Annotated in this window: 21 protein-coding genes; 5 read left to right on the top strand and 16 right to left on the bottom strand. The window is 35.6% G+C overall.

Annotation, left to right across the window (positions count from 1 at the left end; genetic code table 11):
- Positions 1–107 precede the first annotated feature (107 nt).
- The 15 genes from BN997_RS08460 to BN997_RS08390 all read right to left on the bottom strand — a co-directional run bounded on the left by BN997_RS08460 (position 108) and on the right by BN997_RS08390 (position 14,143).
- Complete coding sequence (locus BN997_RS08460; protein WP_413465439.1) at positions 108–1,022, bottom strand: superoxide dismutase; 915 nt, start codon at positions 1,020–1,022, stop codon at positions 108–110.
- A 300-nt stretch (positions 1,023–1,322) separates the two neighbouring features.
- Entirely contained in the window at positions 1,323–2,003 is a 681-nt protein-coding gene (locus tag BN997_RS08455) for a GntR family transcriptional regulator (RefSeq protein WP_226894739.1), read from the bottom strand.
- Between the two features lie 323 nt (positions 2,004–2,326).
- Positions 2,327–3,232 (bottom strand): methylisocitrate lyase, encoded by a 906-nt coding sequence (gene prpB, locus BN997_RS08450; RefSeq protein WP_042531342.1) that lies wholly within the window; start codon positions 3,230–3,232, stop codon positions 2,327–2,329.
- A 20-nt stretch (positions 3,233–3,252) separates the two neighbouring features.
- Positions 3,253–4,395 carry a PrpF domain-containing protein gene (locus tag BN997_RS08445; protein WP_042531340.1) on the bottom strand — a complete coding sequence of 381 codons (1,143 nt, stop codon included), beginning with the start codon at positions 4,393–4,395 and terminating at the stop codon, positions 3,253–3,255.
- 16 nt (positions 4,396–4,411) lie between these two features.
- Positions 4,412–4,912, bottom strand: a complete 501-nt coding sequence (locus BN997_RS08440) for an AbrB family transcriptional regulator (protein WP_042531338.1) — start codon at positions 4,910–4,912, stop codon at positions 4,412–4,414.
- Positions 4,909–5,412, bottom strand: a complete 504-nt coding sequence (locus BN997_RS08435) for an AbrB family transcriptional regulator (protein WP_042531337.1) — start codon at positions 5,410–5,412, stop codon at positions 4,909–4,911. The genes BN997_RS08440 and BN997_RS08435 overlap by 4 nt, the downstream gene beginning before the upstream one ends.
- A gap of 18 nt (positions 5,413–5,430) precedes the next feature.
- Positions 5,431–6,930, bottom strand: a complete 1,500-nt coding sequence (locus tag BN997_RS08430) for a tripartite tricarboxylate transporter permease (protein WP_042531335.1) — start codon at positions 6,928–6,930, stop codon at positions 5,431–5,433.
- Positions 6,931–7,431, bottom strand: coding sequence for a tripartite tricarboxylate transporter TctB family protein (locus BN997_RS22175; RefSeq protein WP_052484958.1), 501 nt, complete (start codon positions 7,429–7,431; stop codon positions 6,931–6,933).
- Positions 7,432–7,559: 128 nt separating this feature from the next.
- Entirely contained in the window at positions 7,560–8,579 is a 1,020-nt protein-coding gene (locus BN997_RS08420; protein WP_052484957.1) for a tripartite tricarboxylate transporter substrate binding protein, read from the bottom strand.
- A 414-nt stretch (positions 8,580–8,993) separates the two neighbouring features.
- The gene (locus tag BN997_RS08415) at positions 8,994–9,296 is read right to left on the bottom strand and encodes a hypothetical protein (RefSeq protein WP_052484956.1); all 303 of its coding nucleotides are present in this window, start codon (positions 9,294–9,296) and stop codon (positions 8,994–8,996) included.
- A 199-nt stretch (positions 9,297–9,495) separates the two neighbouring features.
- Positions 9,496–9,984: a PTS sugar transporter subunit IIA gene (locus BN997_RS08410; protein WP_042531333.1), complete on the bottom strand. Its 489-nt coding sequence runs from the start codon at positions 9,982–9,984 to the stop codon at positions 9,496–9,498.
- Between the two features lie 87 nt (positions 9,985–10,071).
- Positions 10,072–10,467, bottom strand: a complete 396-nt coding sequence (locus BN997_RS08405) for an NUDIX hydrolase (protein ID WP_042531331.1) — start codon at positions 10,465–10,467, stop codon at positions 10,072–10,074.
- Between the two features lie 182 nt (positions 10,468–10,649).
- Positions 10,650–11,768 (bottom strand): Ger(x)C family spore germination protein, encoded by a 1,119-nt coding sequence (locus BN997_RS08400; RefSeq protein ID WP_042531329.1) that lies wholly within the window; start codon positions 11,766–11,768, stop codon positions 10,650–10,652.
- The gene (locus BN997_RS08395; protein ID WP_042531327.1) at positions 11,758–12,831 is read right to left on the bottom strand and encodes a GerAB/ArcD/ProY family transporter; all 1,074 of its coding nucleotides are present in this window, start codon (positions 12,829–12,831) and stop codon (positions 11,758–11,760) included. Before BN997_RS08395 ends, BN997_RS08400 begins: the two co-directional genes overlap by 11 nt.
- Positions 12,818–14,143 (bottom strand): spore germination protein, encoded by a 1,326-nt coding sequence (locus BN997_RS08390; RefSeq protein ID WP_226894736.1) that lies wholly within the window; start codon positions 14,141–14,143, stop codon positions 12,818–12,820. Before BN997_RS08390 ends, BN997_RS08395 begins: the two co-directional genes overlap by 14 nt.
- 236 nt (positions 14,144–14,379) lie before the next feature.
- Between BN997_RS08390 and BN997_RS08385 the strand changes: the two genes are divergently transcribed.
- Positions 14,380–15,039: a hypothetical protein gene (locus BN997_RS08385; protein WP_042531323.1), complete on the top strand. Its 660-nt coding sequence runs from the start codon at positions 14,380–14,382 to the stop codon at positions 15,037–15,039.
- A gap of 164 nt (positions 15,040–15,203) precedes the next feature.
- Here the strand turns inward: BN997_RS08385 and BN997_RS08380 are convergent, their stop codons facing one another.
- Entirely contained in the window at positions 15,204–15,752 is a 549-nt protein-coding gene (locus BN997_RS08380; protein WP_042531321.1) for a histidine phosphatase family protein, read from the bottom strand.
- 134 nt (positions 15,753–15,886) lie between these two features.
- Between BN997_RS08380 and BN997_RS08375 the strand changes: the two genes are divergently transcribed.
- The 4 genes from BN997_RS08375 to BN997_RS08360 all read left to right on the top strand — a co-directional run bounded on the left by BN997_RS08375 (position 15,887) and on the right by BN997_RS08360 (position 17,404).
- Positions 15,887–16,105 carry a hypothetical protein gene (locus BN997_RS08375; RefSeq protein ID WP_042531319.1) on the top strand — a complete coding sequence of 73 codons (219 nt, stop codon included), beginning with the start codon at positions 15,887–15,889 and terminating at the stop codon, positions 16,103–16,105.
- 163 nt (positions 16,106–16,268) lie between these two features.
- The gene (locus BN997_RS08370) at positions 16,269–16,646 is read left to right on the top strand and encodes a hypothetical protein (protein ID WP_052484955.1); all 378 of its coding nucleotides are present in this window, start codon (positions 16,269–16,271) and stop codon (positions 16,644–16,646) included.
- The gene (locus tag BN997_RS08365; RefSeq protein WP_042531317.1) at positions 16,627–17,166 is read left to right on the top strand and encodes an RNA polymerase sigma factor; all 540 of its coding nucleotides are present in this window, start codon (positions 16,627–16,629) and stop codon (positions 17,164–17,166) included. Before BN997_RS08370 ends, BN997_RS08365 begins: the two co-directional genes overlap by 20 nt.
- Positions 17,153–17,404 carry a hypothetical protein gene (locus tag BN997_RS08360; protein WP_042531315.1) on the top strand — a complete coding sequence of 84 codons (252 nt, stop codon included), beginning with the start codon at positions 17,153–17,155 and terminating at the stop codon, positions 17,402–17,404. The genes BN997_RS08365 and BN997_RS08360 overlap by 14 nt, the downstream gene beginning before the upstream one ends.
- Positions 17,405–17,479 lie beyond the last annotated feature (75 nt).

Genomic DNA, 17,479 nt, shown 5'->3' with positions numbered 1-17,479 from the left:
CTCATTTTTACATCTACAGGAGGATTTCCCTTCAAAATGAGTGCTAAAACTTTCATTTTAAAAGAAAATTTGGTATTTGCTTAAATTTAAACATTTTATAACGCCTATTAAAAAGGCTGCCATTTCAATTGTTTTGCCTTATTAAATCGGTTCTCCACTTCCGTCCAATTGACAATATTCCACCAATTATCTACGTAATCCTCTTTCACATTCTCATATTGCAGATAATAGGCATGCTCCCACACATCAAGGACGAGAAGAGGTACCACATCCCATTGACTTAAATTTTGATGCTTTTCCGCCTGAAGAATCTCCAGACGTCTTGCCCGCGGAGACCATACTAAAATAGCCCAGCCACCTCCTTCAACATGATTTGCTGCTTCTGTAAAATGTGCTTTAAACTGGTCATAGCTGCCAAAGGATTGCTCGATTTCATGCAGTAAATCTCCAGTAGGCTCCCCGCCCCCATCCGGGCTCATCACCTTCCAAAATATCGTGTGTAGATAATGTCCTGCACCGTTAAACGCTGCTTCTCTTTCCCAATGCTTAATCAGGTCATAATTATTATCCCAACGCGCCTGCTGCATTTCCAGTTCCGCTTTATTTAAACCGTCCACATAGCTCTGATGATGCTTATCATGATGCAGCTCCATAATCCGGCGTTCGATATAAGGCTCTAAAGCATCATAGCTGTACGGAAGCGGCGGAAGCGTATGGCCGCCGATTGGAACCACTCTTTCACGATTCCCTTCTGCTCGCATTTCCTCCGTGTACTGTTCTATATACTGGTTAAATGTTGTGTACAAATGATTCGCTTGGTTATAAGCCTCCTGTTCTTCTATAGCTTGATGATTTGCAAGCTCCTTTTGAAATTGATTGAATTCCTTTTCCCATTCAGCTAATGCATCTCTACGGACATCCTCTTGAAAAGATTCCCTTGCTTCCCGATATGTTTGCGCCATCTCTTTACACCATAATTCTATTGAATGAAGATATTCTGACAATGAAAAAGCCTCCCTCAAATTAGTCGTTAATACTATATGCAAAAGCGGGCTGGGCTGATAATTAATAAAATAATATGTGTAAGTTCAATTAAGTATTTAATACATTAGCACCTATACTGATTGAAAAAACAGCAAACAAATTCTTTTACGCTTTATAAAGAAGTAAAAATTACAAAGGTCATTGAAAAGTTTTATTGCTTAAGAATGTTAATGACTCCACGGCATAACAAAAGCACCTCCTTTAACTTAAATTCCCACAAAAAGAAGGTGCTGGTTTACTAATATATTATTTGAATATTAAGCTGCTTTACTTACTTTTTATAAAGACAGATAAGACAACCCATGTATCGTATTTTTCAAGCTACGTTTAATATGTGCACGCATTGCTGCTTCAGCTGCATGTTCACTTTTAGCTTTCATATGTTTCAATACTTCTTCATGTTCTTCGACTGGTAAAGTACGTGGATATTCAGGATCCTTATAAACACCTAATCGTCTATACCTAGATACCCGGTTATTTATCTGTTCTAGTAAATTTACTGCCGTGGCATTGTTACTGTACTCACCTAATAAACTATGAAAATCACTTCCATAAGATACTACATCCATTTTACGTTCATTTTCTGCAGAATTTCGCATTAAAAATGTAATGTCTTCAAACTTATTAATGATTCCATCAAAATCATTAGATTGAGCAATGTTCAGTGTAGCCTCTCTGGCAATGAGTCCTTCCATTACCTCTCTAACCATAAAAAGTTCTTTCGCTTCTTTCATAGACATTGGAGCAACAGCCATTCTCCCATTAGCTTTTTTTACTATTAAACCTTCCAATTCTAATCGATATAATGCTTGACGCAATGGAGTTCTGCTTATCTCCATTTTTTTAGCTAACGAATCTTCAACTAAACGGCCATTGGGTTCATAAGTAAACTCGATAATATCTTTTTTTATTTGTTCATAAATATAATCAGTTGTTGATAATCTTTTTGTTTTATCCAATATAGATCCATCCTTAATATAGTATTAAGTTAGATGTCACCTAATTAATTCTTTTCTCCATGGGATTTTAGAAATACCTTATATAAAAGAATATCATATAATTAGGAAGCGTGACAGTTAAAAAGCATGTATATGGTTCAAACTCAATTAATATACTTTATTTTTTTACGAATTATTTAATTATAATATTTCAAATATAATTAAACCATTAAAATATTAATAAGTAATTACTTATTAAATGTAGAAAAAAACACAGAAACTACTGTAATTCAGCATTTCTGTGGTTTTTTATATCAAGAAGATATTGCAATAAATAAAACTAATTACTTAATCAATTCCTCCATATTTGTTTTCGCAATACTTTCATCTAATAATTCATACTTTTCATATAAAAGAACATCATATAATTCTTGCCTTGTCTGCATCTTGTTTAATAAATTACTTTGTGTACCTGTCTCAGCTATTTCTTTATACATAAGCTCTACCGCTTTACTTGCTATACGCAAAGATGTAACTGGATATATTACGATTTTATACCCCATCTCTTCAAATTGTTCTGCTGTAAACATCGGCGTTCGTCCAAATTCTGTCATGTTAGCTAAAAGCGGAAAATCAACTCTTCTAGCAAATCGTTCAAAGTCTTCTTTACTTTGCAATGCTTCTGGAAAGATAATATCTGCCCCAGCACCAAAATATGCTTTTGCACGATCAACAGCATTTTCTAACCCTTCTTGGGCGAAAGAATCTGTTCTTGCTATAATAACGATATCAGGATCTGCTTCTCTAGCTGCTCGAATTTTTCTCACCATTTCTTCTTTGGTTACTAGTACTTTTCCGTTTAAATGGCCACATTTTTTAGGAAGTTCTTGATCTTCTAATTGAATGGCTGCAGCCCCGGCGTCTATCATTTCAAATACAGTTCTTGTTACATTTAATATACTTCCATAACCCGTATCAATATCAACAAGGAGCGGCATTCCTGTAGCACGAACAATTTCTCTTGTACGATTTGTTAATTCTGTTAATGTGAGCACCCCTAAATCTGGTATGCCTAAACTTGCGGTTAAAGCTGCTCCAGATAAATATATAGTTGAAAATCCAGCTTTTTGGGCTAGCAAAGCTGCCATTGCGTCGTGTGCACCTGGCATTTTAATAATTCCTTTGGTATTTAATTCTCTCCTCATCACTTTAATCGGATGTTCATAATTATTTCGTACTAACCAGCTCATTTTAACACTCCTAATTCAACTTAATTTTGCGGTATATATAATTTACCAGACATAATTCTACGTGCTGTTCTTTCCAAACCAACATAATTAATTCTTTCTTCTAATTGACTTTTTTGAACTCTAATAGAAATTATTCCTTCTGGATGTCCAATCCTTACCATTTGTCCATTTTCTAATGGCTTTATCTTAGAAACTTGGTTAGGAATCGTGCCATCTAAAAGACATGCTCCTGCTAAGTTTAGTAAGCCACTTACTGCAAAGGTCCGATGCATCTTCTTCATAGATACCATACGAGCTAGAATATCATAATCATTCTTTTTTATTCGCTTCCCAGTAGACGTTAAATAATCTATAGGTCTACTGACAAAAGAAACCTTTGGTAAAGCAAGATATTTTTCTTCTGCTTCTATCAAACTGGGAGTTAACCCACTTTTAACGGCTATATGTCCTCTCATATCTTCTAATGTTTTCATAATAAGTGGGTCTTTCATAATTTCTTCATTTTGCTCAGCACCTGTTAGAGAAAGGGATTCTGCATCTAGATATACAAATGGATTAACAATATCGCAAAATGAGTAAGCATATTTTTTTTTGCTAATAGTCAGTATAGACTTTGCAGACAACGGTAATGTCTTCTTTGTTTTTGCCCCGCCAGGATCTTTAATATCAACAAGGAATTTAGCGCCAGGGTCTTTAACACCTGGTATTTCAAAACTGCCATCTACCTTTGCCTTTCCATTTTCCAGTGGAACTGTTATCTTAAGATATTTTTTAATATTAACGTTCCAAACCGTAACAAGGGTGGATTCCATGTCTTTTGATACGTTTATCATCCCCTCATCCACTGCAAAAGCTCCCGTTGCAGCCATAAGATTCCCACAAGTTCCTTCGTAATCTATTACTTCACTTCCAATTCCTAATTGAACAAAAGTGTAGTCTATATCTGCATCTTTTTTTACGCTTTTATTAATGATTACAACTTTACTAGTATGAGAGGTTCCTCCTCCAAGGCCATTTACATGAGATACATCTTCCGCTCCAATACCTTTTAAAAATATTTTTTCTCTTAATTCTTTTTCTTTAGGTAAATCTTTTTCGTGGAAAAATAATCCTCTGCTTGTACCGCCTCTATAAACAACACATGGCACCGTTAATTGTTCCATTTTCTCACTCCTATCCTCACAACAGTAATAATTTGATTATTACGGGTAATATTAAAATTAAAAGAGATATACGAAACAAATGCATTAACATTACTACTTCCACATCAACATCTATTTCATCGGCTACAATCGAGATTTCACTCATTCCCGCAGGTAAACTTCCACTTAACGCAGTTAACCATTTAAAACGGAACAGCTTAGTAAATATATAGGCAATTAAGAATGCAAATAAAAGATGAAAAACGGTTGCTATAAGACCAGGAACTATATGATTAAAAAATAACGATACGATATCCGGCTGTAAATTCAATCCTATTAATCCACCAACTAGCATTTGTATCATCTGCTTATACTTTTTCTTTAATGGAGGTACTTTCAAACCACTAATTTTCGCGATTGCTACAGTAATAAAACTCCCCATTAAAATGCCAATTGGCAAATTTAAAATATGCCCAATATATCCTCCTACGCTTGCTATGCTGACTACAATCACAAATTTCTTTAAAGATTGATTCATGTCTTTTCACCTTGTTTATTAAACGTTTTAAGAATCCATCTTAAAAGTAGCATTAATGTTACAAACCGAATTAAATGCATTATTGCTACAACTTGTGTATCCGTATGTATAGAATCTGCCAAAGTCAGCATTTCAGCAATTCCACCTGGTGAAACAGATACTAAAGTCATAACAAATGGAGTCATTCCCATTCCTTTAAGAATCATAGCAACAACAACAGCTGATATTACACTTCCAAAACCAAGTATTATAAAACTGATTAATTTTTTAAATGGGAGATAAAGTATATTTTTAGTAAACATTAAGCCTATCATTGTTCCTAAAGCAACTTTAGATAAATTTCGAATCAAAGGCGGTATCTCCTGGGAGTCAATCATGCCGACAATGCTAAAAACCCCGACCATTAACATAGACCCTAAAAGTGCACCAGCAGGTATTTTTAATTTAACGCCAATTATGCCTCCTAAATATGCAAGAAATAAAAAAACAATAGCATTCATTTTATTATCCCTATTTATTTAGGAAACTTTACTCTTTTTGTTTAATTTATCAAGAATAATTGGCAAGAATACACCTAAGATAGTAATGATAATTAGAATGATACTTACAGGGCGAGTTAAAAAGGCATTAATCGTTTCACTACCATGAAGCTGTACACTTTTCAATAATTCTGAATCCGCAATTGGACCAAGAATCAAGCCAAGTACGACCGCAATGACAGGATATTTATTCCTTCGTAAATACCAACCAATAATTCCAAAAATAAATACTAAAAAGGCATCAAATAATAAATTTCGTGTAGCAAATGCACCAATTAAAGCAAATACTATGATGATGGGAATAAGAATTCTAGTAGGAATATTTATAACACGGCCTGCCCCTAAAGATACTGCTCCTCCAACAAAAATCAAAAAGAACAAACCTACAACCATTGAAAAAATAACACCATATAATATTGTACTTTGTTCAATAAATAATCTTGGTCCCGGAACCCATCCTTGCATAATAATAGCTCCAAGCAACATTGCCGTTGATGCGCTTCCTGGAATACCTAAAACAAGCATCGTAGCAAGTGCCCCTCCCTCAGAAGCGTTATTAGCGGATTCCGCTGCTACAATTCCTTCTTCATTCCCTTTACCAAATTTATCTTTAGACTTGGAAAATCGTTTCGCCTCATTATAGCTCAGTAAACTGGCAATCGTAGAACCTGCTGCTGGCAAGGCACCAACAAAAACTCCAATCGCACTTGATCTGATTAAATTAAACGGATATCTAAAGATTGATTTGATACCTTTTAACATTTGAGAAGTTAAATTTTGATTTGCTGATTGCTTAGACACAAATTGTTTATCTGCAAGAAAAAAGAGTTCAGATACTGCAAATAAACCGATTAATGCAGGAATCATTGGGATTCCATCCAATAAATAAACATTATCAAAAGTACCTCGTACCGCTCCAGTATCTGTCATGCCGATAGTACCTAATAAAACACCGAACAACCCTCCAAAAATTGATTTAACAAAGCCTCCTTCTTGTATTGAAGATATAATTGTTAAACCAAATACTGCTACAAGAAACATTTCCGTGGGACCAAACTTTAATGCAAAGGAGGCAAGAGGTTGAATAATTAATAGGAGCACAAATCCTCCAATCATTCCCCCTATAGCAGAGGACCCTACCGCTAGACCTAGAGCTTTTCCTGGCTGACCCTGCTTTGTCATTGGATAACCGTCTAAGGTAGTTGCGACTGCTGCTGGTGATCCAGGAGTGTTAATCAAAACCGCTGTTATTGCTCCCCCAAACAAACCTCCTGTATAGATTGCAATTAAAAACACAAGTCCGGATAATGGTTCCATCGTAAATGTAACTGGAAGCATCAACGCAATACCCAATGATCCTGTGAGACCTGGTATAGCCCCGAGTATAACCCCTAAAAGTAGCCCTAATATAATTAAAAGGAAATTAAACCAGTTCATAAACATGACTATTCCATCCATTAGTGACTGCCATTCAATCATCTACAATACCCCCTCTAATAGTATTCCTGATGGAATAGGTATTCCCAAAAGGTTATTAAATAGATAGAAAAGAAGCAGTGTAAATACTATTGGCAAAATAACTAGAACTTTTTTCGAACTTGTTCCTAATATTCTCATCAAGATTGGCATATAAATAATTGTCATTATTAAAAAACCGAGATAATTCATTAATACTAAATAAATTAATGTTGACAGCATAAACAAAAATACTTTTTTGCTTAATCTAGCAGATGATTCATCTGCTTCATCGGAATCTTTTTCATCTGTGTTAGTGGATTGTTTTACTTCTTTCCATTCTTTCCATATGATTAGTGGATAAAGTAGAATGATAATCCAAATAATCGGATTGACCATAAGTTTATCCTGTGCGCTGTTTAGTGAACTAATATCTACTAAATATACTACTGAAAAAATAAGGATACCTGTGGCTACAATAACGCGATGGACAAATGTATTAAAAAATTTTCCTAATCCTCCCACATTACCCCTCCTTATAATAAAATTTAGAAAAAAATAAAGTCATGAATTTTAAATAAAAGGTTCATGACTAATAAAATATTCGAGTGGAACCAATATAGTTTTCTAGTTTAATTTCTTCTAATGTTGTATTATTCTTCTTTAAGTTTGTCTTTATATTCATCTAATAAGTCATGTAGAGAGTGATTTAATTCATCACTTTCCTCAGGGCCACGAAATTCACTTACTTCCTCTGCGTTGTTATCTTTGATGTAATCTTGATATTCTTCACTTTCGAATACATTTTGATATGCTTCTGTAAGTAATTCAAACAATTCTGGATTATTTTCTTTAAAAGAATCATGTGTAGCTAAGAACCGAACAGACCCTACTAAAGGGACTTCTACATCATAATTTGCTAATACATCATTTATAGGTTCTGCATCTGGCCATAAATCCATTTTTTCTTCTGAAGCTACAGATAGAACTTTAATGTTGTCTTCAATTGCGCTATCTCCCAAAGCATTACCAATCATGAAATCAACGTGCTCTCCTAAAAGAGCGTTACGCATTTCCCCTCCGCCATCATAAAAAACTGGTTTAAATTCAATTCCTAACTCTTCTTCCAACAGTACTCCGGTAAGATGTAATGGCCCACCGCTTACCGTAGAATAGCTAAGCTCTCCAGGATTTTCTTCTGCATACTCAATTAACTCTTCAAATGTTTCAAAAGGCGAATTTTTATGCACAGTTATTGTGATTGGATCAAATTGTTCAATATTTACCATTGAAAAATCATCAATGTCATAATCTGCATCTTGTAGCAGAATACTAGCACTTAAGTATAATTGCGTACCACCAAATATAACAGATCCATCATCTTTCCCATTCTGAAAAACGGTAGTTCCAACCTGTGTAGCTGCCCCAGGACGATTATCAATTTGTATTTTTGTATCTAATTCCTCTTCTAACTGCTGAGCAATAACTCGCATCATACTATCCAAGCTCCCTCCGGCATCAAACGGAAGAATAAGCGTCGTAGTATTATGTGGCCATTCTACATCTCCTTCTGAGTTTGCCTCGTTATTCGCCCCATCGTTAGAACATCCTACTAAAGTAATCCCTAAAATTAATAGTGCAATAAGTAGTTTTGCTATTTGAAACTTCTTCATTTTTTCCCTCCTCTTATTTTAAAAAGAAACCGCTTGCAAAATTATTTATTCCCCCTTTTCTGAATTATATAAATTAAAACTTTTCGATATCATATCACAGTTTCGTATAATTGTATACAATTATACGAAAAATTTTCGACAATATTTTTTAATTCAACAAAAAAAGACAAATTAATTTATAACAGCTAGATGATGGACGAGGGAGAAGACTATCCTGTACTTTTTATTTTAGTTTATATTTTTAGAATTTTGATTAGTTTAATATTAGCTGTACATGTAAAAACTTCATTTAAAGGTAATTTTCTTTGTACAGGATAAATCTGTGTTATTTATTCTCTTCGAAAAATGTCATATTGTAACCAATAAAAAATACCGATTAGAAACCGGCATTTTTATCTTGATTTATTGTATTTTTTAATAAAAAGTCCCAGGCTGTTGAAGAGTTTGCGGTCTCCACCAAGACTCTACCATTTGCCACGCTGAATGAAAATCCTGTCCCTGCCCCATCAAATATGCAATTGCTATGGCCTCTCTTAATGCATGCGGATAACCGAGATGTTGCGCTTCCCGCATCCCGTGGTTGATTACTGGAGACATCGCAGACAGCACCTGCTGCTCCATCGAATGTTGTCCCATATTCGGCTGCTGCTGAAAATTCCGAGGTTGTTGCTGATTAAAAAACGCCATATGCTGATTTGGATTATATGGATTAGACATATTAGCCGCCTCACTTATAAATGGAATCATTTTAGGTAAATTCCCTACTGTGCAGCCTATGCATTTATTATTTTAAATGTTCCCTTTGAATACTTCATACAGAAGCAATGTTATTCACGCCTGTACTCAACGAAGTTTTTAAATAAAAAGTGATTTCCCGCCATAAAGCGAAAAACCACCAATTTAATTCTTTACCACATTATTTAACAGTAATCACAACGTCTTCACTTGCACGTACTTGGTTCACATCTTGTTTATTTAATGCTTCGATATCACTCATATTCGTAATAAGCATTGGTGTGACCGTATCTGCAGCTTTTTCACTTACCACATCTAGATCCACATCAACAAGGGCATCGCCTTTTTTCACTTTATCTCCTTCTTTTACATGGATGGTAAATCCTTCTCCATCCAAGGAAACCGTTTCTAATCCAATATGAATTAGAATTTCGGCACCATTGTCAGCTTTAATCCCTACAGCATGCTTTGTCGGGAATGCTTGTACAATATCTCCGTCAACAGGTGATACGACTTTACCGTTAGATGGTTTAATCGCAATTCCGTCCCCCATCATTTTTTCAGCAAATACCGGATCAGGTACTTCTTCCAAAGGAATTACATCCCCGTCGACGGGGGCGAATAATTCAATTTCCTGTTTTTCTTTCTTTTTAAAAAGCTTCCCAAACATAGCTATCCCTCCAAAATTGATATACATTGATTTTATCATATGTTCCGAAGAATTACTTTAATAAGCCTGCTAGAGCCCAACATGTAATCAACTTTGCTTATCTATCAGCTTCTCCACGATTTCTCCTGGCCGAACATCCAAATAAATAAGCTCATCCAGTCCTATCCACACTGGCTGGTAAGTCCCCCTATTTCTACTAGAATTCGTATACTCCTCTCCAAGTCCTGTCGCAAATTCACCACTTATTATCTCTGCGGCAAAATAATATTGTTTACCATCAAAATTTATGGTATCAAAAAGTTTGATGATTCTTACATGAACACCGAGTTCTTCGTATACTTCCCGAACAGCTGCTTGTTCTGGATTTTCTCCGTCTTCTATGCCGCCTCCTGGAAATACATAATACCTTCTTTGTTCACGAGTTCTTTTTATCAGCGCAACTTTCCGGTTTTCGATAATCACTGCAGCACTTCTTCTTCTCATTTATACACCTCTCTTCTTTATAATAAATGAAGCCATTTCATCTGTATACTTACTTTCTCCCCCTATTTACCACTATTAGCCCTGCCTGATAGATAAAAACAATAAATTGGTTTAAATGGCTTCAAAATGTAATAAAAAACTCCAGATACCATATTTACGATACCTGGAGCCCTTTTCTCCAACTAATCCTGTTTTTGTTTATCCCAGTCTTCAAAATCATCATTATTTAAATTTCGTATTTTACCATTATTCTCGATAACCGCTTCTACTTCTACCTTTACATTTATATTCGGATACGTTTCATTGAGAAAGTTTTTCAGTTCATTATGGGTATAGTTTTTCCTGATTCGATTACTGATTCCAAGAACATCTGCATGTTTATCCTGCAGCTTTTTAACGAGCTGAAGTGTATCCTTTTCCACTTTTTCTTCAAACTTCTTCTGAATATCTTCATCGTTTAAATGATCTTCTGCTTCAGCAACAATCATCACAAATTCAAGCTTGATGGTCAGGTCGATTTGATCGCCATTGTATTTGTAATCGTACTCTACATCTCTTTCAACAAGCTCTACATCAGTTGTCTCATCAATCGTTATAAATGTTTTAATAACGTTTTCTTCATTATTTAATAAATTCATCAGCAGCACTTCTAAAGCATCTAATGTTTCAACGATCTTTCCATTCTTTAGCACGGATGCGCCAAAGTAATCCATTTCCAAATTTTCATTGGAGCTAATAATTGGAATAGCAATATCTGAGGTATACGAATGAATGCCTCTGTATACCTGCCATAGACTTACTTCCGGATTATAAATTTCCCAGCCAGCCTGCTTTTCTAAAAATCCAAATATAGGTACACCTACTTTTTGAAATGTTTCAATCATCTGATCGATATAGGAATCCATATCTTCTTGGGTAAATGCCACAGTTGGTGTTGCCGGCATATCTCTCATGCGCATGAAGGTATTAATGATTTTTCCAATCCCTTCCCTTCCCAGTTCTTCACCTAACACAACAAAACCAATATGTTCTAAATCAATGGTTGTTTCAATTTTTTTCTTAATTTGTTCAATGGCGTCAACAATTGTAGCACCTTTGCCGTCCACCTTTGCCAAATTCCTCTGCTCAGATACCACAGAGACCGGTATGATTAAATACACATGATACAAATCTTCATCCTTTGTTACCCCCATTAAAATAGGCGTGGAACGGTAATTAATGTCTCTGGAATCCCAGCATCCACTTAATAAAGCCAGCAATACGAAAGAAATGATTATCTTTATCCAATAATTACGTTTCATGTTTATCCCTTCTTCCTATCCAAAAAATGAAGATCAGCAGACTGATGAAGGTGTAAAAACGAAGCGGCACAATCCAAATGATATGGGATTGTACTTGCTCCCACGTAGAAATCATATTTGCTACAGCTGTAATGAAGATAACTATAATAACCATTGCAATCGATGCATGAAGCTTGCTCGTCTGGAAGATGCTTTGATATAACGTCCGCAAAATATGCAATAGCATCCCTAAAAATAACGTTGCGTAGATAAGAAGACTTAGACCAAAGAGGCTTGTCAATGTTTCAAAGATAGACCAGTCAATATCAACCGTAGCTAGCATTTCGATATATGGAAAAGTGAAATTCCGTGCTATTTCATTTCCAAATACCAGCATGGGTGAGTAAGCAGCCATAAATATAAATAGAATCAAAAGCCACGAAAACCAGAAAACCGTTTTATAATTGAATTTTTTTCCTTTTGGTAAAAAAGCGATAAATAAAAAGGTTGGAGATAATATTAAAAAACCTGTAATAAAAGGCATTTCCAATAAAAAATCGAAGTTACTTACCTTCGCCGGAAAGAAGTTATACCATTCCGCATTGAAAAAGGATAATATGAAAATAACGACTATGACATAGGAAGAAGTAGCTGCTATTAAAAAGGTTGTCCGGAAGATACTTTCCATCGAACCAAGACCAATATAACCAGCCGTTGTAATGAAGATGACCATCACATAAAACATGGGTGTCTGATTCAAGAATAATACTGTAGTAAACTCTGCATAAGTACGGATGGCAACAATCACTGTTCCAATAATAAAAAGGCTGATGGGCACAAGTAAAGTAAGGGATACAGCCCAACGTTTTTTGGGCAAATTTTTTAAAATATTAGGTTCCTTTAACTTGGATACACCAAATAACAGCAGACCAAAAAGAGCGATATGTGAAAATCCATGTATAAGAACAATTAGCCAATGTCCATTATCTACTGTATCCAGGATAAGGCTAGGATACAGCAGAAACATCACTCCGATATTTGTGACTAAAAAAAAGATTATAATCAATAAATTATTGATTTTCACTTTGAATCCCTTCCTTTTTCCATCGGACATATGGAACTCCAAAACTCGTGATTCGGGCAATATAGGAGCATAAAACCAGCAGACCGATGACATGTCCCAGAATTCCAAACATAGCGGAGAAAACGACAATAATATATTTCATCAAGCGCAGCGTAATCCCATTTTCAAAGTTAACGATAATTCCATTTGCAATTGTCGTCGCAGCAATGATAATAATCAATACCCCACTCACAAGGCTGGCTTCCACAATCGCCTGTCCCAAAATAATACCGCCTACTACTCCAATCGTATTGGATATCGAGAGAGGCAGCCGAACGGCAGCTTCCGTAATCAATTCAATCAAAAGAAGCATAATGATGATCTCAATAAAGGCAGGATAAGGCACAAATTGACGGCTCTCCGTTATCGACAAGGCCAGCTGGACTTTTAACATTTCCGGATTTATTGTAATCAGCGCGACATATAAGCCGGGCAGCAATACAGCAATCATAATTCCAACAATACGCAGAAGATATAAAGAATACACAAATGCACTCAGATAGTTACTGTCACTTGGCTGCTTGAACACATCAAAAACCGTATTAAACAATACCAGTGCAAACGGATAACCATCCATAAAGAATACAATCTTCCCCTGCTCTATGTATTCCATGGCGTTTTCAGGTAGCTCTGTAGAATTTACTCTGGTAATTAATGAAAATTTAGAAAAACCAAATGCAACATGAATGTCTTTGACTTGTTTGATTTCATTTGGATAATCCTCGATTTTCTTTTTAATCATCTCTACCATGTGTTCCTCTGTCGTCCCTTTTAAAATAAGAAAAGAAAAGCGGCGGTTTCTTTTTCCATGCTGTGTTGTGATTACTTCCACATCTTTTGATTGATATTTACTTCGCAACAGCCCTATATTTTGTTGACTATTCTCTGTAAATGCATCCTTTGCCCCGTAAATAGTGGTTTCATTGACAGGAACTTCAATACTTCTGTATAGAGGTTGTGAAACAGGATCAATAATTAATGACATTTCTTTCTCACGATTCCAAATAATTACTTTTCCTTCATAGAGTGTTTTGATTTGTTTATTAAATTCCATTTTCTTCCAAGATGTTTCTTTAGAATGAAGGCTGTTTGGCTCTGATGATTTTTCTTCTTCGTGCCGAACTAATGTCTCCACCATTTCCCACGTAGCCGAAAAATCCACCAAACTTTCAAACCCAACCACATCGTAAGGAATACCTTTAATAATGACGGACTTCATTTGCAAATCTTTATTCTTCTGTTTCAAATCTTCTATCTGATTGATGAAATCCATTGTCCGCATCCTTTCTCTTATCTTATCTTTTAGTTATGAGCAAGGAAGCACTTTTTCATACAAAAAATCCGCAGCTCTGTTCTTTCTAATTTTTTAAACAGGTGGTTCTACACCGAAACTTTATTCACCTGGAAGTTTACAGAGGGTTTACCGTACTAATGTGTAAATTATAAGAAACCTTTTCCCCCTTTTCTCGTATTATCTATTAAAAGAACACGATTCGGAGGCAGGATAGCATGTTTCGTTTTAAAAGCAAGCGCAGAGAAAGAGCAGCAAAAAAAGTAAAGAGTGGGGATGGACATGCGTTAAAACCCTTTCGTTTTTATGAAATATTTTATCGTTCCCTTTTTTATATAAACCTTCATGAAGATGATAAAGAAAAGCATACTTATGCAGTCCATATTAATTACTTTGATGAAAATGAGTCCATCGATTTATACCGTGATGGAAAGCACCATGCAAAAGCCTCTACTCCAGCTGTCTTTCCGGTTCCTGGAGGGGTTATTGAAGCTGCAGCAACGACATATGGTTTAAAACGAATTCATTATATTACGGAAGATGAACGCGAGTTTGTACTCTCCCCAGATCGCCGTTCAGCGGAAGGGCTGCGCATGCGTTTCGATGCCAAATTCCCTGAAATCAGCGCCATTATCGGAAAGTTTGCCATTTTTATTCTGCTGGTTTCTTTAATACTAGGACTTCCGCAGCTGGCTTCGCTTATTTCGGAGATTCCCTTTATTGCAGAGCGGTTTGGTTCCTTTGATTCGCCAATCATTCTTCCTTCTTGGCTAAATACGACACTTCTCATCGCCGGGGGCATCGCAGCTATTGAACGTGCTTTGACATTAAAAAATCATTGGCTGATTGATATGGAAACAAGCTGGTGGGATGACTAATTTTTGAAGTGAATGGAAAAGGAAATACGAAGTTTATCAGCAAGTATTTAAAAATGCAGCAACCGCCAGTTGAATGACAGTTGCTGCATTTTTAAATACGTTTTTCGGCGATTCATGACCTGTTAAACTGATTATTGGATAATTAATTGCATATCTTTCGTTCTTTACGCTTCTAACCATATCCGCTCAAGCTGGTGATGATCTTCTGAAATCTGCAGCTTATAAATATCGGGATTACTAAGTTTTCTCCACGCCTCAAATCCCGTACTTTTATCGTAATAATGCAAAAGCAGAGAGATGATTCCTCCATGGGCCACCATTATGCTGCTTTTCGCATCGCTTTCTCGCAAATCATTCACTACATGCATTATTCTCCTGGTTGCTTCCTTACTGCTTTCGCCGCCTTCATATTTTAAATCGAAATCCGTATACGTTGCTTCAAGTTTATCCATCCAATCTGGCATTGAAACCGTACTGAGCACCCTCTCTTTCAAACGGCTATCTGTCTCTATTTTTAAATTGTTCTTTTCAGCAAAAGGCTCTACCGTTAGTATCGCGCGTAGAAACGGGCTGGAAATGATACGATCAACTTTTTTGCCGGAAAGGAATACAGCCAGCTTCTTCGCCTGCTCTTTTCCTTTTTCCGTCAAGGAGGCATCAGGAGCTTGACCTGTTGCTTCACAATGCCGGATGATGTAAATTATTTTATTCATCTTCTTCAATAATCCTCTCTTTTTGAAAAATTTAATTTATTCTCTTTATCCTAACAGAGTTTATGATATTTCTTTTATTTTTTATGAACTTTTTGCTTTGTTTGTTTGTATAGTCAGTAAACAAGGGGGAGGGAATGAAAATCAATGCATATCAAAAACGAACCATTTATATTACAACTGGTGTACTTATTTTCTTCGCAATCATTTCTTTCATCACAAATGATTGGAGATTCTTTTTAGGAAGCTTATACTCTGTATTCATTAATATCATGTTTGCATTTACCGCTAAAAACAATAAGCATATACAAAAATTTAATCAGAAACATGCTGAAAAAAAGAAACTTGTAAAATAAAATATAAAATCCAATGTTTTTACTTCTTTGATATAATGCCTGTACAGTAACTCTTATTGACGAGATATAGTTCAAACCTTATCCATGTCCGTTTATTTGGCTGGCCATCATGTCATACTCGGAATTTGATCAAAGAAAATATATAATAGATAGGAAGGGAATTATGGGGAAAGGATATATTATTTCTTTAATTGTGGCAGGGGTATTATCAATATTGATTCCTGCTATCATCAGATCATTTAATCATAAATATGTTGTTAAAGAAAATGGAAAAATAAATTATAAAAAAACAACGATTTATTTAAGGTGGAACGTGTTTGATACAGTCACGTTATGCCTTGCCATTTATGTCATTCTCTGTGCACAAGCCTTATTTTTCTTCATTGCAGCTGGAAAAACCGTTGAAAATGCATGGGTGCAATTTCTATCCAATCAAACGCAAACTTGGGTTATTGTTATTGTGAGTTATTTTGTTTCCCGTATTTCGATGACATTAAAATCCATCAAAGCCCACCCAGGGGATAAAGAAGATGAAGCGTAACGAAGAGTGGATGGAAATTTACAAAAATGGGGACAAAGCAGGCTTCACACAATTATATGAACGCCTGTACGAACCGCTTTACTGTTTTCTCTACCGTTACACGCAAGAAGAACAGCTCAGTATAGATATTGTTCATGATACGTTTGAAATCCTGCAGAAGAAAAAGCAGGCATTCAATCCTGCGAAAGGAACAGTCAAAGCTTATTTATTTCAAATTGCTTACCGCTTACTAATAAATAAATTAAATCGAAGAAAGAAATGGCGCTCTCTGCTGCCTTTTTTAGCACCACAGTCTAATCACTCGATAAGAATGGATGAAAAATTATGGGTTCAGCAGGCCATTGCCGACTTGCCTGATAAGCAGCGGGCGATTATTTTACTGGTTTATTATGAAGACCTGCCGCAAAATGAAATTGCATCGATATTAGATATTCCGATAGGTACCGTTAAATCGAGGCTACATACTGCAATGAATACATTAAAAAACAACCTGGAGGAGGATTTTCATGCTGAAAGATGAATTTAATGAAGAAGATAAACTAAAGGAAGAGCTGGACCGATTTCAGGTAATCGTCCCTGAGCAGAAACGCAGGCAAAAACAAACAGCCTGGCAGCGATTTATCCATTATTTAGCTTCCCCTGCCAAAGATCCTTTAGAAAAAGCAACCGTCACCTTAACCGGGTTGAATTTAACAAGAATGGTTCCTTTAGCTTTAGGGGTTGGGATGAGTGTAATTCAATTATGGATTCATATGTAAACAATAAAATGCGAGTAAAGCAACTTTCTATTACTAAATTCTGCCCAACTTCCTTAACTACAGTTTTACAGATTC

This window comes from Oceanobacillus oncorhynchi, assembly GCF_000821065.1.
Classification (GTDB): Bacteria; Bacillota; Bacilli; order Bacillales; family Amphibacillaceae; genus Oceanobacillus; species Oceanobacillus oncorhynchi.
This window is presented reverse-complemented; position numbering and strand designations above follow the sequence as displayed.

Bases quoted from the DNA above. Each gene is read 5' to 3' on its own strand.
- prpB (WP_042531342.1), bottom strand. From the start codon at position 3,232: ATGAGCTGGTTAGTACGAAATAATTATGAACATCCGATTAAAGTGATG.
- BN997_RS08445 (WP_042531340.1), bottom strand. From the start codon at position 4,395: ATGGAACAATTAACGGTGCCATGTGTTGTTTATAGAGGCGGTACAAGC.
- BN997_RS08440 (WP_042531338.1), bottom strand. From the start codon at position 4,912: ATGAATCAATCTTTAAAGAAATTTGTGATTGTAGTCAGCATAGCAAGC.
- BN997_RS08435 (WP_042531337.1), bottom strand. From the start codon at position 5,412: ATGAATGCTATTGTTTTTTTATTTCTTGCATATTTAGGAGGCATAATT.
- BN997_RS08430 (WP_042531335.1), bottom strand. From the start codon at position 6,930: ATGATTGAATGGCAGTCACTAATGGATGGAATAGTCATGTTTATGAAC.
- BN997_RS08420 (WP_052484957.1), bottom strand. From the start codon at position 8,579: ATGAAGAAGTTTCAAATAGCAAAACTACTTATTGCACTATTAATTTTA.
- BN997_RS08415 (WP_052484956.1), bottom strand. From the start codon at position 9,296: ATGTCTAATCCATATAATCCAAATCAGCATATGGCGTTTTTTAATCAG.
- BN997_RS08410 (WP_042531333.1), bottom strand. From the start codon at position 9,984: ATGTTTGGGAAGCTTTTTAAAAAGAAAGAAAAACAGGAAATTGAATTA.
- BN997_RS08405 (WP_042531331.1), bottom strand. From the start codon at position 10,467: ATGAGAAGAAGAAGTGCTGCAGTGATTATCGAAAACCGGAAAGTTGCG.
- BN997_RS08400 (WP_042531329.1), bottom strand. From the start codon at position 11,768: ATGAAACGTAATTATTGGATAAAGATAATCATTTCTTTCGTATTGCTG.
- BN997_RS08390 (WP_226894736.1), bottom strand. From the start codon at position 14,143: ATGGATTTCATCAATCAGATAGAAGATTTGAAACAGAAGAATAAAGAT.
- BN997_RS08385 (WP_042531323.1), top strand. From the start codon at position 14,380: ATGTTTCGTTTTAAAAGCAAGCGCAGAGAAAGAGCAGCAAAAAAAGTA.
- BN997_RS08380 (WP_042531321.1), bottom strand. From the start codon at position 15,752: ATGAATAAAATAATTTACATCATCCGGCATTGTGAAGCAACAGGTCAA.
- BN997_RS08375 (WP_042531319.1), top strand. From the start codon at position 15,887: ATGAAAATCAATGCATATCAAAAACGAACCATTTATATTACAACTGGT.
- BN997_RS08370 (WP_052484955.1), top strand. From the start codon at position 16,269: ATGGGGAAAGGATATATTATTTCTTTAATTGTGGCAGGGGTATTATCA.
- BN997_RS08360 (WP_042531315.1), top strand. From the start codon at position 17,153: ATGCTGAAAGATGAATTTAATGAAGAAGATAAACTAAAGGAAGAGCTG.